We start from the raw sequence: 16,293 nt of genomic DNA, 5'->3' as shown, positions 1-16,293 counted from the left end.
CTCCGCGGCGCCCGCCGCTACGTAAGCGCGGGGATGAGCGCCGATACCGTCCCGATGGCGATCGCGACCCCGTAGGGAATCTTCCCGATGGAAACCCACCGGCTCTCCTCGGAATCCGAACGCGCGGGGAAACCGAACCTGCGGCCGGCGAGGCCGGCCACGAGCCTCGCGAGGCTCACGATCCCCTTCCGAAGTTCGCCCCGAAGCGCCAAGAACATGAGCGCGATCAGCCCGCCCGCGATGAGCGAGTGCAGGAAGACGTCCAGAATCGCGCGCGGGCCGAGAAAGCCGCCGAGCGCCGCCAGCAGCTTGAGGTCCCCGGCGCCCATCGCCTTGATGAGATACGCGGGCAAGAGAAGCCCGAAACCGACGAGAAGCCCGCCCGCCGCGAGGAGGAGCGCATGGGCGCCCCCCGCCGCTCCGAGCCCGAGAGCGAGAAGGGCGGAAGGATACGTCAGCGAGTTCGGGATCCTTCGCGCGCGGATGTCGAAGTAGGCGGCCGCGAGAACGAGACCGAGCGAGAGGGCGATGGCGAGCGGCTTCGGGCTCATCGGCACGCCCCCCGGAGCGAACAAGTTCGCCCATCAAGAAAGGAACGGTCCTCGGATGCGCTTCCAAGAAGGACCGACCCGCCTCGACGTGCGGGCGGTCCGTAGCGATCCTCCGGGGGCGTTGATTGAACGGCTCCGTCCGGGATCCGCCCAGACGGTCGATTCCAACGAGAAACGGAACGCGCTCCCGATCACCGCTCCGCGAGGAGCTTGTCGATCCGCCAGGAGAGGACCTTTTCGAGGATCCGTCCGCTCGTCTCCGACTCGGTCTCCGCGTAGCGCACGTTCCCTCTCCGGTCGAGGACGAGAATCGCCGGCAGGGCTCCGATCTCGAACGCCCTCGCCTTCTCCTCCCAGTCCTTCTCTCCCGCGGTGAAGACGGTTGTCGTCTCGATCTTTTGATCGTCAAGGAACGGACGGACGAGCCAGATATCCCGGTCCGTGTTGACGGCGAGGAAGCGGACATCCTTCCCCCCGTAGCGCTTTCTCGCGCTCTCGATGCGCGCGAGCGCGTCCGTGCACGGCTCACACCAGGTCGCCCAGAAGACGAGGACGACGACCCTCCCCTTCCATTCGGAGAGGTTCGCGACGCTCCCGTCCGCGGCGACGAGGGAGAGGTCTGGCGCCGGACGAACCTTCTCGTCGGCGAGCTTGCGTCGGCGAAGGCTCTCCTCCGCGCGAAGGACAAGATCGTCGACGTGCGCGCGGAGGCCCGAGCTTTCGGCGCGGATTTGATCGAGGGCCGCCCACGCCTCGTCGGCGCCCCCGAAGGCGGCGTTCACGAGCGGATCGGTCGCGTCGAAGGAGTTCCCCGATTCGAGAAGCGCGGCCCCGTAGTGGCGCTGCACCTCGGGAAACTCGCTCTTCGCGGCCTCCTTCAGCTGCTCGAGCGCCTCGCGGTTCCGCCCTGCCTTCAGGAGAGCCCACCCGTAGGCGTCGCGCGCGAGAAGAAGGTTCGCGTGCAAGCCGGGAAGATCCTCCGCTCCGGTCGCCGGGTTCCGCACGATCTCCTCGAGGATCCGGACGGCGCGTTCCCCGTAGCCGGCCGCGCGATCGGGAACGACCCCCGCGTCCGCGAGAAGAAGCGCAAGAGCGGAGAGAACCTCGGGATCGTCCTGCCTCGCGGCCGCCGTCCGATCGGCCGCCGCGGCGGCATCCGACGCTCGTCCCGATGTCTTCGCGTAGTCCTCGACGAGACGGATCCCGATCTCCACCGCGCGCGCGCCGCTTGGGAAGCTCCGGAGATACCCCTCGTATTCCCGGATTCTCGCCGCGCGGTCCGGCTCGGCGATCGCCTCCGCCGCCGCGCTTCTCTCGTCGGGCGTCCACTCGCCCGGCTTCCCCTCGCCCGACGCTTCGAGCGAGCGCGCATACTCCTCGCGAAAGCGCGGATCCCCGCTGAACACGCTCTCCGCCTTTCGGAACGACCGCGCCGCGGCGGCGTGATCTCCCTCTGCGGCGAGCGCGAGGGCAGCGAGATAGTTCGACCGGGCGAGCCGCTCCTTCTTCATGCGTCCCCACGAGGCGATCGGCATCTCGTCGGGGCGCGCCATCGACTCCGCGAGCGCGCCGCCGCGAAGGGCGAGATCCCTCGCTTCCGCCGTTCGAATGCCGGCGCGGAGGTACGCCTCGCTGAGGAGGAGGATGCGGTCCGCGCCATCCTCGGCGCGAACATATGCGTCTCCTTCGCGGGAGACGATCGAGGCGACGCGCGACGGATCAACGCGCGAGACCCCTTCGCGCCACGCGCCGCTCGCCACGACACCGAAGAGCATCGTGCGGACCTGATCGCTCCGTTCGGCGCTCGGGTGGTTCTCCAAGTACGCGGCCATCTTCACGATGCGGGCGCCCGGGTCCGGCTCGGCGCATGCCGTGTAGAAGGCGATTCGTTCCGCATCATCCGCCTCCGCCGGACCGGGAAGCGCCGCCGCGAAGAAGAACAGCACGAAGAATGAGATCGTTCGAAGCATGATCGCTCGGCTCCTTCCCGACCTTTCCGCTCCCAGAACACGCAACAGGGAGGGCGAACCGGTCGGGAACGGTTCGCAAGGGGGTGCTCGTCTCTCTTACTACATTAGCGCGGCGTCGGTTCCGAGGCCAGAGGCTCCGCGAGACACCTCCGTCCTCGCCGAAACCCTTCAACGCCGGCGAGCCAACTCCTCCACCCTCGCCTTCGCTCCGGAGCGCATCGGCCCCGCGGATGAGCCGGCCGGACAGCGCACCGCTCCAGCCCTCAACATTCGAATGCCCGGGCGGCTCCATCCGCGGGCGGGCGGCGCGGCGGCCTCCGTCCGCGCCGAGGCCCATCGACGCCCCGCGAACCGACTCCTCCACCCTCGCCTTCGCTCCGGAGCGCATCGGCCCCGCGGATGAGCCGGCCGGACAGCGCACCGCTCCAGCCCTCAACATTCGAATGCCCGGGCGGCTCCATCCGCGGGCGGGCGGCGCGGCGGCCTCCGTCCGCGCCGCCCGTTCTTGACCCCCGCCGCGCCTGGGCGTACTTTCGAGCGAAGACACGCCGCAAGGAGGATCCAGTGGCCAGAAAGAAGACTATCGTTGTCGTCGTGGTGCTCGTTTCGTTCTTCTTCCTGCTCCCCGCGCTCGCCGGACTCGCGGTCTTCGGGCTTCTCTCCGAGTCGAAGCCGAAAGTGGAGAGCGGGTCGGTTCTCGCGCTCGATCTCCGCGAGACGATCGAAGAAACAACCGAGCGCCCGCTCCTCGAATCGCTCCAGGGGAAGTCGCCCGCAAGCCTCCTCGAGACCGTGCGGCTCCTCCGCGCGGCCTCTGAAGACCCGCGAATCGACGCCGTGTTCATCCGCGCCGGGATGCTCGGCGGCATCGGCTGGGCGGGTGCCGGCGAGCTTCGCGAGGCGATCCTGGAGTTCCGGAAGTCGGGGAAACCGGTTCATGTCTATATCGATTACGCGACCGACCTCGCGTACATGGTCGCCGCGGCGGCCGACCGGATCGCGATGCCCCTCACCGGGGCCTTGCTCGTCGACGGGATCTACGGCGATGTTTTGTTCTTCAAGAACCTATTCGCGAAGGCGGACATCTCGTTCGAGGAGGTCCACGTGGGCGACTACAAATCGGCTCCGGAGATCTTCACGAGGGACTCGATGTCCGAGCCGTTCCGCGAGCAGATCGAGGCGATCCTGGACAATCGTTTCGATGCGATGCTCGAGGCGATCGCGGACGGACGGTCGATGTCGCTCGAGGAAGCGCGGCGGGCGGTCGATGGCGGACCGTATCTCGTTCCGGAAATAGCTCTCGAGGCCGGTCTTATCGACACGATCTGTTTTCGCGACGATTTCGACGAGACGCTCGGCTTGGAGAAGGACGACGGTTCCCGCCTTCTCGCGATGGAGGACTATCGGGATTCCGGCGTTCTCTCCGAGAAGGAGGCCAAGCGCGCCCTCGCGCTCGTCTACGTCGTCGGCGACATCGTCCCCGGCGAGAAACGCGACGGGCTCGCCGGCCCGGAAGTCGCCGCGTCCGGCGTGATCGCCGATGCGATCGAGGAAGCGGCCGAGGACGACGAGGTCGAGGCGATCGTTGTCCGGGTCTCGAGCCCGGGCGGATCGGCCACCGCTTCCGACGACATTCTCGCCGCGCTCGAAGCCGCCAAAACGGAGAAGCCGGTGGTCGTGTCGATGGGCGATGTCGCGGCCTCCGGAGGATACTGGGTTTCCTCAGGGGCGAACCTCGTCTTCGCCGACGCAACCACGGTCACCGGATCGATCGGCGTCTTCGCGCTTCGCCCCGTGTTTCACCGTTTCTTCGATAAGATCGGGATCGGCCGCGAGGAACTGCAGCGCGGACGGAACGCGGACATCTTCGCGAGCCCGAGACCGTGGAGCGAGGAGCATCGGAACATGATGAAGGCGGGCATCGACCACATCTACGATCTCTTCCTCGCGAAGGTCGCCGCGGGACGCGGATTGCCGATCGAGGAGGTTGAGAAGGTCGCGAGCGGCCGTGTGTGGAGCGGGGAGGACGCGGCGCGCGTCAAGCTGATCGATCGGCTCGGCGGCGTTCTCGACGCGATCGACGCGGCCAAGTCGCTCGCGGGCATCCCCGCGGAGGAAGAGATCAAGATCCGCGTCTTTCCGAAGGAACAGTCGATCCTCGAGAAGATCCGCGAGGCGGATTTCGGGATTCGAGCATCCGTCGGGGCCGAGGTAAGAAGGTTCCTCGCGCGTTACGAAATCGACGCGACCGATCTTCTGCCGTACGCGGAAGAGCACGGGATCTTCTGGGCGTACCTTCCGTTTCGAATTCGGGAGTAGACACGCCGGCCTTCGGCGGGAGGACGCGCGAGAAGAGCCGATGCCCGAAAAAAGAGCGCCGCTCGACATCTATGTCGTTTCGGACGCCACGGGGACGACCGCCGAAGCGGTCGCGCGCTCGGCGCTCGTGCAGTTCGGGCGCGCGCCGGCGGTCGTGCGGCGATTTCCGTTCGTTCGGACGGAGGAGCAGATCGAGGAGATCATCGCGAGCGCCCCCGCGGGCGAGTGCATCGTGGTCTTCACGCTCGTGACCCCGGACCTCGCCTCCGTTCTTCGCGCGCGAAGCGCCGAGAAGGGGATCCCCGCGATCGACGTGATCGGACCGCTGCTCGATATCTTTCGCGACAAGCTCCGCCACGCTCCGAGCATGAAGCCCGGCGCGCTCCGCCACGAAAGCGAAGAGATGTACAAGGTCACCGAGGCGATCCACTACACGCTTCGGCACGACGACGGGCAAGGGCTCGACACGCTCGACGAGGCGGACCTTCTCATCCTCGGCGCGTCCAGGACCGGGAAGACGCCGACGAGCATCTTTCTCTCCTGCCGAAAGCTGAAGGTGGCGAACATGCCGATCGTGAACGGCATCGCGCTCCCCGATTCGGTCTACGACCTGCCGATCCCGAAGGTCGGGTTCCGCATGAATCTCGATCGTCTTCTCGAGCTTCGCGCGCAGCGCGTCGACAAGCTTCCCATCGCGGCCCTTCGCGGATACCAGGGACGTTCGAACGTCTTCGAAGAGATCGAGTACTGCGAGGCTCTCTACAAGAAGATCCCCGGCCTCCGAACGATCGACGTCACCAACCGATCCATCGAGGAGACCTCCGAGTGGATCGTGCGGAACGTGTTGTAGAGCGCCGATCCGCGCAGCTTCGGACCGCGCTCAATCCGACAGAAGCACGTCAGGTGCTTCCTCGGCCGCGCAAAGAGCGCCCTTCGGACGAATGGACGCTGTGGTACGATCCCCGAAGAGGAATCGTTGCCGCGCGGCCCCGATTCGGAAAGGAGATGAGCGTGCCCTTCGTCGTCAGGGAAGAGAACGGTGTGTGGATCTTCGAGCTCTCGGGTTTCCTCACAGGCCACGCCGACAGCTACGAGTTTCTGGAGGCGGTGCGCGGCAAGATCGCCGAGGGCTCGGAGAGGATTGTCGTCAACCTCAGCGGAATCGACAAGATCAACAGCTCGGGGATCGGCGTGATCGCGGCCGTTCTCTCCGCCGCGAGCAACGCCGGCACTTCCCTTCGGTTCGCATGCGTCTCGGAGAACATCCGCGAGGTTCTGGGGGTCGTCGGCATCGGCCGCCTCATGAAGACCCACGCATCCGTCGGAGAGGCGATCGCGGACTTGTAGAGGCGAAGCGAATGGGCTCCGCTCCGCCTCGATTCGACGGAAGAACGCCGGTTTTTTCTCGCCCGGGGAACGACGCGCGTCGAGTCGGATGGCTCCGGCGTTTGCTGTGGACCTCGGCTATCGCGATGTGATAGGATTTCCGGCGGAAAGACGGGCTGCATCCGCGCCTTGCCTTCGGCCCCTGGAGGTTCGACGTGCGTCTCGCGACCGCTTTCCTCATCGCGATCCTCTCCGCCTGCGTCTCGAATCTCGCAACCGCACGTACCTGGTACATCCTGCCGGACGGCTCGGGCGACGCGCCGACGATTCAGGCGGGAATGGATTCGGCGACCGCGGGGGACACGCTGCTTCTCGCCTGCGGCACATACTACGAGCACGGGATTTCTCTGATTTCGGAAATCTGCGTAAGGAGCGAGACGGGGTCTCCACAGTGCGTCACGGTGGATGGGCAAGAGATGGGATCGGTGCTCCGGGCCGATAGCGTCGACGGCATGACATCTATCGAGGGTCTGACGATAAGAGGAGGTCACGCCGCGACGGGGGGCGGGCTTCTCTGCATCCATGCAATTCCTCGTGTCAAGAACTGTGCGTTTCTGTGGAATGGGGCATATGGATGGCAGGGTGGAGGCGCTATCGCGTATCATTCCTCGGTTCCTCTCGAGGCATCGATCGAAGGAACGAAGTTCGTACGCAACAGCGTGGCAGATGCAGCCGGGCCAGGCGCTGTACTCGCGAGCGGAGTCTCACTATCCGTCGTGGACTGTGTATTCGAGGAGACCTCGGGGAGTGCGGTGGGCGTCGAAAACGCATCGGGCATCTTCAAGCGATGCACTTTCACGAGAAACGACTGCCTCTTCGGGGGAGCACTCGCCTTCTATCTTTGGCCGGACCACAAGATCCTCGTGGACAGCTGCCAGTTCGTTCAGAACACAGCCGAGGCCTTGGGCTCGGCCCTGTGGCAAGCATACGGGCTGGTCGAAGTGAGCAATTCAGTCTTTTGGGACAATCACGGGGGAGATGGGGGGGCTCTCTACTCCGAAGGGAGATGCCGGATCCGATCGTGCACCTTCACAAGGAACTCCACGGCCTGGTACGCGGGGGTCTTGAGCTTCGGCGGCTATTCTTGGCTCGAAGACGTCCTCGTCGCGGACAATCTGTCCAAGTCGATGGCTTGCCTCGGTTGTCCCGTCTCTTTGAGCTGTTGCGACATCTACGGCAACAGCGGCGGGGATTGGGTTCCCTGCATCGCCGACCAGTATGGAATCAACGGCAACTTTTCCGCCGACCCTCTCTTCTGCGACGCGGACGTCGGCGACTTCACCCTTCGCGCCGACTCGCCGTGTCTGCCGGGACAGCACCCAGACGGATCCGACTGCGGGTTGATCGGTGCGTTCGGCGAGGGGTGCGCGGGGCCTACGTCGGTCGAGCGGGCGACGTGGGGCGCCGTCAAGAGGCTGTGGCAATAGAGGGCGACTCCTTCTGTCCGCAGCTCCCACGCCTCTGGTCGAACCTACATTGCAGATCCAATCCGGATCCCTCGGAGGGGACGATTTCCGCTCGGCTTCTTGATCTCTCCGCGGCGTGCGTTTAGCATCGGAGCGTCGGCGGACGCGCTCCCGCGATGATCGATTCGCGGAATACGCACCGATCGGGGAATGTGGAGCTTCGATCGACGTTCGCGACCCAAGGATGCGCATCTTGCGGATTCTCGTATTCGACATCGACGGAACGCTTCTTCTTTCCGGGGGGGCGGGCGCGCGCGCGCTCGACCGCGCCTTCCACGAGCGGCTCGGCGTGCCCGAGGCGATGAAGGGGATCCATCCGGACGGCCTCACCGACTACGACATCATTCGGCGGATGGGAGAGCGCACGCTCGGCCGCGCGCTCGAAGAAGAGGATGCGGACGCGATCCGCGACCGTTATGCTTTCTACCTCAAGGATGAGCTCGCGCGCTCCGAGGGCTTCCGCGTCCTTCCCGGAGTGAAGGCGCTCCTCGATCGTCTCGCACGGGAGAAGGATCTTCTCCTCGGGCTCGCCACGGGGAACTTCGAGACGACGGGGAGGATGAAGCTCGCGCACGGCGGCCTCGACGGCTACTTCCGATTCGGAGGATGGGGCTCCGACTCGATCGACCGGTCCGCGCTCACGCGGATCGGGATCGAGAGAGGGCGGGCCCTCGCCGGCGGATCGGTTCCGGAGGGGGGCGTCCTTCTCATCGGCGACACGGTCCACGACATCCGCTGCGCGCGCGAGGCTGGGGCCCGCGTCATCGCCGTCGCGAGCGGATCGACGCCTGCCGAGACCCTTCGCGCGATGGACCCCGACTTCCTCTTCGACGACCTCACGGACATCGACCGCTTTCTCGCGGCGATTCGATAGCGGGTTTCTCGGGCGCTCGTCCGGCCCACGGATTTCCGCGCACCGGACCGTTGCGCCGGAGAAGCGGACGCGCCCCGGCGGAAGTTACTTGATTCTTAAAGCGGCTTTCGCCGCGTAGCCGGCGATCTTCGGGTTCTCGCGGAGACGCCTCATGCTGTAGGCGTACCAGTGCCTCCCGAAGGGGACGTAGATCCGCAGGCGATGGCCTGCGGCGTGGATCACGTCTCGGAGCTCCTCGTCCACCCCGAGAAGCATCTGGAACTCGTACTTCGTCCGATCGAGCCCGGTTTCCCTCACGATCCGCTCCGCTTCCCAGATCAGATGCTCGTCGTGCGTCGCGATGCCGACGTAGCAGCCCCCCTCGAGAAGCCTCCGGAGGGCGAGCGTGAAGTTCGCGTTGATCGTGTGGTGTCCCTTCCACGCGATCCGGCGCGGCTCGACGTAGATCCCCTTGCAGAGGCGGAGGTTCGCGTTCATCGCGAGGAAGTCGCCGACGTCGTCCTGCGTGCGCCGCATGTACGCCTGGATCGCGGCCCCGACGTTGTCGAACTCCTCGCGCAGTCTGCGGTAGATCCGGAAGGTCTTGTCGGTGACGCTCGAGTCCTCGATGTCGATTCGGATGAAGTTCCCCCGCTTCTTCGCCTCGCCGACGATCTCGCGCATCCGCTGAAAGCAGAATTCCTCGTCGATCAGAAGCCCGAGCATCGTCAGCTTGATCGACACGTTCGAATCGAGCCCGTTCGAGCGGATCGCATCGAGCACCTCGATGTACTCCCGGGCCGACCGTTCGGCCTGGGCGATTTCCGTGACGTTCTCGCCGAGGATGTCGACGGTCGCGAGGATTCCTCGATCGTTCAGCGCGCGGATCTCACGGATCGCGTCCGCGAGATCGGCGCCGGCGATATAACGGGAAGAGAACTTCCCGACGATCGGTTTGGGAACGAGCGGGAGAAAAGCAACGACAGCGCGATCCAGGAGGCCGATGGCCGATCACCTCCTCTCGCCGCGCGGGCGGCGGATGAGCCGAAAAACGCCGCCGCCCGAATCGGACAGCGGTCCCTCGCCCGGAGGGAGTGTAGACCTTCTGCGGCCGCCCGCACAACCGCAAAAAGCGTCCTCGCGCGCGAGCGCCCGTATTACGATAGGAGACGGAGGAAGCGGATGGGAACCGATTCGCGTCTCTTCGCGTTTCTCGAAACGATCGGCGCGCACACGGACGAGCGGCGCGGCCGTCCGCTCGCGGCGCACTTCGGCGATCCGGCATGGGAATACGACGCCGTGCGCCGCTCGGTCGGCCTCATCGACCGATCCTCTCTCGGGGCCGTGCGAATCCGGGGAGCGGATCGCGCGGCCTTTCTCGAGCACATGCTCGCGAACGACGTGAAGGATCTCGCGCCCGGAGCCGGGAGATGGAACGCGCTTCTCGCGCCGAACGGAAAGTTCATCGCGCTCTTCCGCCTTCTCGCCTTCGCCGAGTCGTTCCTCGCGCTCCTCGATCGGGAAGACGCGGTGACTCTGAGCCGCGGCCTCGACCCGTACCTGATTCTCGAAGAGGCGGAGATTGAGGATACGAGCGCCGAGTGGGGCGCGGTTCACGTCGCGGGACCGGAAAGCGGGAGGCTCCTCGCGTCTCTCTCGGGATCGCCCCTCCCGCACTTGCCGCCGGGGCATCATCGTCCCTTGTCGCTTCCCGGGATACCGGGGCCCGTCCACGCGGTGAGAGAGTGCCCCACCGGAGAGGACGGCTTCGATCTTCTTGTTCAGAGAGAGCGTCTCGTCGACGCGTGGAGGCTTCTTCTCCTCCACGAGGCGCCGAAGCCGCGTCCCGTAGGCGATGAAGCGTTCGAAATCCTCCGTATGGAGGCCGGCACCCCGCTCTTCGGCGCGGACATCGGCCCCGACCTCGGGCCGCTCGAAGCGGGACTCGAGTCGGTCGTCTCCTTCGGCAAAGGATGCTTTCCGGGACAAGAGATTCTCGCGAAGACACATCATCGCGGAAAGCCTCCGAAGAGCCTGGTCGGCCTCGCGATTGAAGGAGACCGCCCGCCCGATCGCGGATCGGCCGTGCTCGCGGACGGCGCGGAGGTCGGCCGGATCACTTCCGCGGTCCGATCAATCCATCCCGGAGGGGTGATCGCCTTCGCGGTGATCCGCACGACGATCGTCGAGAATAGACCCCCGCTCTTCGCGCGCGCCGGGGACCGCGTTCTCGCCGCGCGGCTCGCGGAACTTCCGTTCCGGTAAGAGACTCCGAAAGACGTTCTTGATACGCCGGCCTTGCCCGCGAGCGAGAGGATTGCTATCCTTTACAAAACCCCGGCGGAGCATGGACGCATGAAAAACCGTTTCAATTGGGTCTTCGAGATTCTCCGGTCCGAGTTCTTCAACGCCGCTCACGTCTACGCAAGGGGGGCCGATCCCGCGAACGACCGGGAGACGCTCTTCGCGGCGCTTCGCTCCGCGATCGTCCATGCCGAGAGACGGCGATCCGAGTTTCCGGACGAGCCCCAGTATCACCTCTATCTGGACAGCTACGTTGAGATCCTGGAAGGCGTTCTCCGCGACGCGGAAAACGGGGCCTCGATCGAACCGCTCCTCGCCGAGACGCGAAAGAAACTCGCCGCCCTCGAGGACGGCATTCGCCTTCACCTGAAGTAGAAAAGGAACGAACATGAAGCACATGACGCATCCGACGCGATGGAGACTCGTTTCGCTCGCGGTTTTCGCCGCGCTGGTCTTTCCGGGGCTTGTTCTCGCGCAAGAGGCGACGGAGAAGAAGGAGACTCAATCGGAAGTAAAGCTCCCTGCCGACTTCAACCTTCGCGACATTATGACTCCCGCGGGCAAGAGAGGACCTCTCGCCCCCGAGCTGATCGGCGAGAAGGAAAAAATGTTCGCGAGCCTCGAGCGGCTCGCGTCCGAAGGGGACAACGGAGAGGCCAACTTCGGCCCGCGGGGAGGGCGGATCATCTTCCAGGCGACGATGCCCGGCGAGCAGCACGACCAGATCTACGTCATGGACCGAGACGGCGAGAACAGATACATGGTGAGCACGGGGAAGGGACGAGCGACTTGCTCTTCTTTCTTCCCGAACGGGCAGAGGTTCGTCTACGCGTCCACGCATCTTCGCGAGGAGATTCCCGCGAAGCCGGCGGAGAGCGAGTACGAGTGGGATTTCGACGAGGCGTTCGATCTCTTCCTCGCGAACTTCCGGGGAGAAACCATCGAGCAGCTCACGGATACTCCAGGCTACGACGCCGAGTGCACCGTCTCGCCGAGCGGCAAGACAATCCTCTGGACTTCGGCGCGAGACGGGGATCTCGAGATCTACAAGATGGACATAGAGGAGCGCGTCCCCGTCCGCATCACGAACGCGAAAGGTTACGACGGCGGCGCGTTCTTCTCCCCGGACGAAACCCGGATCGTTTACCGAGCCTCGCGCACCGACAACTACAAGAACCTCGAGATCTACGTGTGCGATGCCGACGGAACGAACCACCGTCAGATCACGAACAACGGCGCCGTCAATTTCGCGCCGTGCTTTCATCCGAGCGGAGAGCGAATCGTCTTTTCGTCCAACATGGACGACCCGAGAAACTTCGAGCTGTACATGATGAAGTCGGACGGGACCGAGCTCGTGCGCGTCACGCATTCCCCCGGCTTCGACGGGTTTCCCCACTTCTCGCACGACGGGCGATTCCTGCTCTTCTGCTCGAACCGGGCCGCCCCGGAGAGCGGGGACACGCACGTCTTCGTCGCGGAGTTCAGGCCCTATTGGTAGGGAAGGCGGAGATCGAGCTCGCTGCGAGTCCCCCTCCGACGAAGAAGACCTTGTGTGCGGGTGGGTTCCTGCGATTTCAAAACGACTCGACGAAAGAGCCAAGGTAAAACTTCGCGCCGGCTTTGAATCGTCCATTCGAAAAAGTGATCGCGAAGTGCGCCGAGAAACGAGAAAGCGACTCTTCGTTGTCGCCCCGGGATCCGACCCGGACACCCTGACTGAGAACTAGAATCCCGAACCGAAGGCTCAAGAGGCCTCGGCGCCCCGGCGGTTTCGAGCGAAGTCGATCTTCAGGCGGAGGTTTTCAACGTCGTTCTCAGAGAAGAGACCGCCGGCTCGGAACAGGATCCGCCCGTCTCGGTCCAAGAGGAACGAGGTGGGAATCCCTCGCACACGGAAGAGGTCCGCGGCCGGATAAGGCTCCTCGCCTTCCGATCCCATGTCGAGGAGAACAGGAAGAGAAAGACCGATCTCCGTCCACTTCTCCTCGATCTTTCGCCGTCTCTCTTCGAGGTTTCCTTTTTCCCACGTGTTCAATGCGATGAAGACGACATCCGGACCCGTTCCGAGAGTGCGGTACGCCTCCTCGAACTTCGACATCGAGGAGAGGCAGGGACCGCACCATGTGGCCCAGAAATCGATGAACACGACCTTGCCGCGGAACTCGGAAAGCGGACGCCGATTCCCATCGAGGTCGGTGAGGACCACTTCGGGAGCAGGCCAATCGAGAACGCGCCTCTCGAGACGTTGGTGCGCGTTCGCCCGTCGCTTCGCATCGAGGGTCGCGTGATGCTCATCGAACCCGGATTCCTCCCCGCGCGCATCCACGTACGACGACCGCCAGGCCTCAATGACTTCGTCCGACGGACGGAACGTCTCTCCGAGGAGGTCGTACGTGCGAAGCGCATCTTCCCTCCTCCCGAGGAAAGCCTGGTACTCAGCGAGCTCTTCGAGCGCGCCGGACCCCGCGGCACGAGGATTCGTATGTGCGACCTCCTCGAGAAGCGCGACCGCTTCCTCGTACTCTCTCTTCTCTCCGAGGATCGAGGCGAGAAGGACGATGTGGTCTCGCAGTTCTTGGTCCTGTCTCCTCGTCCACTCCGCCGGTGTGAGGCCGCTCCCCGCCGACCAGGTTTCGCTCTCCGCTTCCCGCACGCACCGACGGGCGACAAGCTCCGCCTCTTCGAGCTCTCCCGACTCGGCGAGATCCTCCGCATACAGACGGAGAAAGCCGAGGTCCATCGGCTTTCCGCTTGCCGCAATCTCGGCGGCTTGCTCGGGCATTTGCAACACGTTGTTGTAGATCGCGAAAAGAAAGCCGCGTCCTCTCTTCGCTTCGGGCGAGTCGGGATACGCCTCCAGGAGCCTCTGGAAACGCTCGATCACCGGCTCGGGTTCCCACGGGGCGAACGCCCATTCGTACTCGCATCGAAGAGCCAAGCGGCTCTGCGGAAACCGGTCGCGCACGACGGCCAGCAAGGACTCCGCCCGGCTCGACTCGCCGAGGACCTCGTAGAGCTCGAAGGCGCGAGCGATCATCGTATCCGGATCGAGCGCGCGCAGGTTCGCCTCGAGGATCGAATCGAGTGCGGTCCGGATCGCGTGTCGAAGCGAATCGAGCGCGAGAGAATCCTCCTTGTCTTCCGCAAGCGCGATCGACCAATGCTCGAGCCTCGCCGGAACGAAATCCGGATGAGCCCGGAGCTCGTACTCGATCCCGTCTCGTCCCCTCTCATGATCCGGGATTCCCAGATCCGCCGGGAGCCACACGTGTGACTTGCAGAGCCGGTAGGTTTGGTACGCGGCTCCCCGAGCGAGCTCCCCGTCGTCGTGGAACAGCAAGATCCAGGGACGGCCTTGATTGCCGTCGCAGTTCTCGGGGTCTTCGGAATCCTCGAACGCGCAGACCATGACCACCGGGGCCGGTGCGAGGTAGTCGCCCGGTTTGAAGCGAAGACGCCAACCGTCCCGCGCCCGCTCCATGGGCAGAGCGTCGGCGTAGAGCTCGCCTCGCGGCCCCACGAGCGTGATTCGGAGCCGCACCGAGTCGGAGCGCGCGAGCGCCGAGCCGCTGATCAACGGACGGTAGTGGATCGTGAGCGGCTTGTCGGCTTCCGGCGCGACCGGCTTATAGGAAAAGACGGGCAGCTCCGGGGACTGTGAACACCCTGTCGACATGACGACCGCGAGGGCAAGGATTCGAAGCCACATGACTACCTCCACGAAAAGATCTGCGCGCAGGATAGCGAGACGGGGGGAATACTTCAATGACAAATCACTCACGACTTCCATTCCACCCGACCGAGCCGATTCCCCTGCGTTTCGGCGTCGGACTGCCGAATTCGGGAACCCTGTGGCCGGGCACCGAAGACGAAGACCGCGATGCTCCCCGTCTGATCGTACATCGTCAGGGAACCAAGAACGGCTGCGGGAAAGCACAGGATCAAACACAGCGCTCTCATGGCTTCACCGGGAACGGTTCGTAGAAGACCGGGGGCTTCAAACGGTCGGGACTCAAAACGAACTCGTCCTGTCTGCATCGAAACGAATCCCCACCGCCTGCGATCCGTTCGAGCACAACCGTCGGGAACGTGTGGACCCACTGCTTGTTCTCGTCGTAGATCGATACGAGGAACTCCAGGCGATCCCGGTCTGCCAGCAGCTTCTCGCTGATATCAAACCACACTCGCTGACGCCGCCACCCTCCCTCGATTGCTCCGGAATCGATCATCGGGTAGAAGCTCTTCGTAAGACATTCCCCGTTGAGATCGTGGACATGAACATGCTGAACAGGAGGCTCATCCGGTTTCGTCCGGATGGTTCCCCGGAACATCCAGGATGACGGCACCCAATTTCTTTCGACTGAGTCGGCGCGGACTTGGGTCGATTCGGAACCGACCTCAACCATACACGCTCCTCCTATCATCATCCGTAGCGTTCGAATCGCCAACGAATCCCACTCCACCTCCACCGCTCCCGCCCACGAAGCAACGAGCATCGAGACCAAGAACGCGATCCTCATGATTCCCCTCCTACGGATTGGGCGGGTTGCTTCCACCGCTGCTCGGCGGGGTCGTGTTCCCCCCGTTGCCGCATCCGTTTTGACCTTCCTGCCACAGCGACTTGATCTCGCCCCACGTCATTGTGACGGTGGGAACATTGAACTTCATTCCCTCGTTCGGAGAGAAGTCATTGTCCGTGATCGGACCGACGACCTTCTCTCCCAACCGAAACAGAACGAGAGGAGCATAGCGAAAAGAGCACCCGAATCATTGACCTACCCCCTTTCCGGCCCAAAGCCGGCGAACCACAAAGCCGCTAGGAGATGAACGAGAAGAAAAACGAGAACCGTCGCGAGATGGACCGCTCGAACCGTCATACGCTCGACCTCCTCGGCTCGCTTTCCGGAGGGGGGCTCACGACACCCGATCGCTCCGAGACCCTACCGGAAGGCGGCCTTGGTCCCCGCGATTCGTGGGACCGGCCGTTCTCCTCTGCTAGGATGTTCCTGCAGCGGCCTCTCGCACCAAACGTGCCAAAATCGAGCGGCATCGGAGGGAACCGATCGAATGTGCAGGAACTCACACAAATTCAATGGGGTCTGAGGTACGAAGCCCGGTCCGATCCCCTCCCCGGGACGCAGAAGATCCCTCTTGCCGGGAGCGCTCGATTGAGACACTTCACCGGGCGGTGGGGCCTAATTCCTTGAGCGAAAATCCGTTCGCCATTTGTCTCGTCTCAATGAGACGCCGTCTCGTTCGGTTGAGACGGAGACAGCAAGGGAGGCCGGCGTCAGCGCCCACGCCGTGGCCGTCTCCTGCCCACGGCGTGGACGGCACCCGAACCTGAAGGCGGAGAACGAGGAGCCGATGCTTGTGGAGGGGACGGGAAGCGCCATCGAGGACATGCGGTTTCGCTTGACGGGGCGATCTTCGTCGTGATATAA

At 64.3% G+C, this 16,293-nt stretch carries 14 protein-coding genes; 8 read left to right on the top strand and 6 right to left on the bottom strand.

Going from position 1 to position 16,293, the window contains the following annotated elements:
• Nucleotides 1-17 precede the first annotated feature (17 nt).
• Both FJY73_06810 and FJY73_06805 read right to left on the bottom strand, forming a co-directional pair.
• Nucleotides 18-551, bottom strand: coding sequence for a prepilin peptidase (locus tag FJY73_06810; protein MBM3320370.1), 534 nt, complete (start codon nt 549-551; stop codon nt 18-20).
• Nucleotides 552-742: 191 nt separating this feature from the next.
• Nucleotides 743-2,521 carry a redoxin family protein gene (locus tag FJY73_06805; GenBank protein ID MBM3320369.1) on the bottom strand — a complete coding sequence of 593 codons (1,779 nt, stop codon included), beginning with the start codon at nt 2,519-2,521 and terminating at the stop codon, nt 743-745.
• Between the two features lie 564 nt (nt 2,522-3,085).
• Here FJY73_06805 and sppA point away from each other — a divergent pair.
• The 5 genes from sppA (at nt 3,086) to FJY73_06780 (ending at nt 8,566) form a co-directional block, all read left to right on the top strand.
• A complete protein-coding gene (gene sppA / locus FJY73_06800) occupies nt 3,086-4,840 on the top strand; it encodes a signal peptide peptidase SppA (GenBank protein MBM3320368.1) in 1,755 nt (584 codons plus the stop codon).
• A 40-nt stretch (nt 4,841-4,880) separates the two neighbouring features.
• On the top strand, nt 4,881-5,690 hold the full coding sequence (locus tag FJY73_06795) for a kinase/pyrophosphorylase (protein ID MBM3320367.1): 810 nt from the start codon (nt 4,881-4,883) through the stop codon (nt 5,688-5,690).
• 161 nt (nt 5,691-5,851) lie between these two features.
• Entirely contained in the window at nt 5,852-6,187 is a 336-nt protein-coding gene (locus tag FJY73_06790) for an STAS domain-containing protein (GenBank protein MBM3320366.1), read from the top strand.
• Between the two features lie 194 nt (nt 6,188-6,381).
• Nucleotides 6,382-7,653 (top strand): right-handed parallel beta-helix repeat-containing protein, encoded by a 1,272-nt coding sequence (locus FJY73_06785; GenBank protein ID MBM3320365.1) that lies wholly within the window; start codon nt 6,382-6,384, stop codon nt 7,651-7,653.
• Nucleotides 7,654-7,885: 232 nt separating this feature from the next.
• On the top strand, nt 7,886-8,566 hold the full coding sequence (locus tag FJY73_06780; GenBank protein MBM3320364.1) for an HAD family hydrolase: 681 nt from the start codon (nt 7,886-7,888) through the stop codon (nt 8,564-8,566).
• A gap of 84 nt (nt 8,567-8,650) precedes the next feature.
• Here the strand turns inward: FJY73_06780 and FJY73_06775 are convergent, their stop codons facing one another.
• Nucleotides 8,651-9,550, bottom strand: coding sequence for a proline dehydrogenase family protein (locus FJY73_06775; protein ID MBM3320363.1), 900 nt, complete (start codon nt 9,548-9,550; stop codon nt 8,651-8,653).
• A gap of 177 nt (nt 9,551-9,727) precedes the next feature.
• Between FJY73_06775 and FJY73_06770 the strand changes: the two genes are divergently transcribed.
• The 3 genes from FJY73_06770 to FJY73_06760 all read left to right on the top strand — a co-directional run bounded on the left by FJY73_06770 (nt 9,728) and on the right by FJY73_06760 (nt 12,347).
• Nucleotides 9,728-10,810, top strand: a complete 1,083-nt coding sequence (locus FJY73_06770) for an aminomethyltransferase family protein (GenBank protein ID MBM3320362.1) — start codon at nt 9,728-9,730, stop codon at nt 10,808-10,810.
• 90 nt (nt 10,811-10,900) lie between these two features.
• Nucleotides 10,901-11,224, top strand: a complete 324-nt coding sequence (locus FJY73_06765; protein ID MBM3320361.1) for a hypothetical protein — start codon at nt 10,901-10,903, stop codon at nt 11,222-11,224.
• A gap of 13 nt (nt 11,225-11,237) precedes the next feature.
• Entirely contained in the window at nt 11,238-12,347 is a 1,110-nt protein-coding gene (locus FJY73_06760; protein ID MBM3320360.1) for a PD40 domain-containing protein, read from the top strand.
• Between the two features lie 246 nt (nt 12,348-12,593).
• Here the strand turns inward: FJY73_06760 and FJY73_06755 are convergent, their stop codons facing one another.
• The 3 genes from FJY73_06755 to FJY73_06745 all read right to left on the bottom strand — a co-directional run bounded on the left by FJY73_06755 (nt 12,594) and on the right by FJY73_06745 (nt 15,517).
• Nucleotides 12,594-14,558, bottom strand: a complete 1,965-nt coding sequence (locus FJY73_06755) for a TlpA family protein disulfide reductase (protein MBM3320359.1) — start codon at nt 14,556-14,558, stop codon at nt 12,594-12,596.
• A gap of 247 nt (nt 14,559-14,805) precedes the next feature.
• The gene (locus tag FJY73_06750; protein ID MBM3320358.1) at nt 14,806-15,354 is read right to left on the bottom strand and encodes a hypothetical protein; all 549 of its coding nucleotides are present in this window, start codon (nt 15,352-15,354) and stop codon (nt 14,806-14,808) included.
• A gap of 25 nt (nt 15,355-15,379) precedes the next feature.
• The gene (locus FJY73_06745; protein ID MBM3320357.1) at nt 15,380-15,517 is read right to left on the bottom strand and encodes a hypothetical protein; all 138 of its coding nucleotides are present in this window, start codon (nt 15,515-15,517) and stop codon (nt 15,380-15,382) included.
• Nucleotides 15,518-16,293 lie beyond the last annotated feature (776 nt).

The sequence above is a fragment of the Candidatus Eisenbacteria bacterium genome (genome assembly GCA_016867715.1).
In the GTDB taxonomy this organism is placed as follows: Bacteria; Orphanbacterota; Orphanbacteria; order Orphanbacterales; family Orphanbacteraceae; genus VGIW01.
The sequence above is the reverse complement of the archived record's forward strand: the minus strand, read 5'-3'. Positions and strand labels throughout refer to the sequence as shown.

Coding starts and splice junctions, on each gene's coding strand:
- FJY73_06745 (MBM3320357.1), bottom strand. CDS start 15,517: ATGAAGTTCAATGTTCCCACCGTCACAATGACGTGGGGCGAGATCAAG.
- FJY73_06760 (MBM3320360.1), top strand. CDS start 11,238: ATGAAGCACATGACGCATCCGACGCGATGGAGACTCGTTTCGCTCGCG.
- FJY73_06755 (MBM3320359.1), bottom strand. CDS start 14,558: ATGTGGCTTCGAATCCTTGCCCTCGCGGTCGTCATGTCGACAGGGTGT.
- FJY73_06765 (MBM3320361.1), top strand. CDS start 10,901: ATGAAAAACCGTTTCAATTGGGTCTTCGAGATTCTCCGGTCCGAGTTC.
- FJY73_06805 (MBM3320369.1), bottom strand. CDS start 2,521: ATGCTTCGAACGATCTCATTCTTCGTGCTGTTCTTCTTCGCGGCGGCG.
- FJY73_06810 (MBM3320370.1), bottom strand. CDS start 551: ATGAGCCCGAAGCCGCTCGCCATCGCCCTCTCGCTCGGTCTCGTTCTC.
- FJY73_06770 (MBM3320362.1), top strand. CDS start 9,728: ATGGGAACCGATTCGCGTCTCTTCGCGTTTCTCGAAACGATCGGCGCG.
- FJY73_06795 (MBM3320367.1), top strand. CDS start 4,881: ATGCCCGAAAAAAGAGCGCCGCTCGACATCTATGTCGTTTCGGACGCC.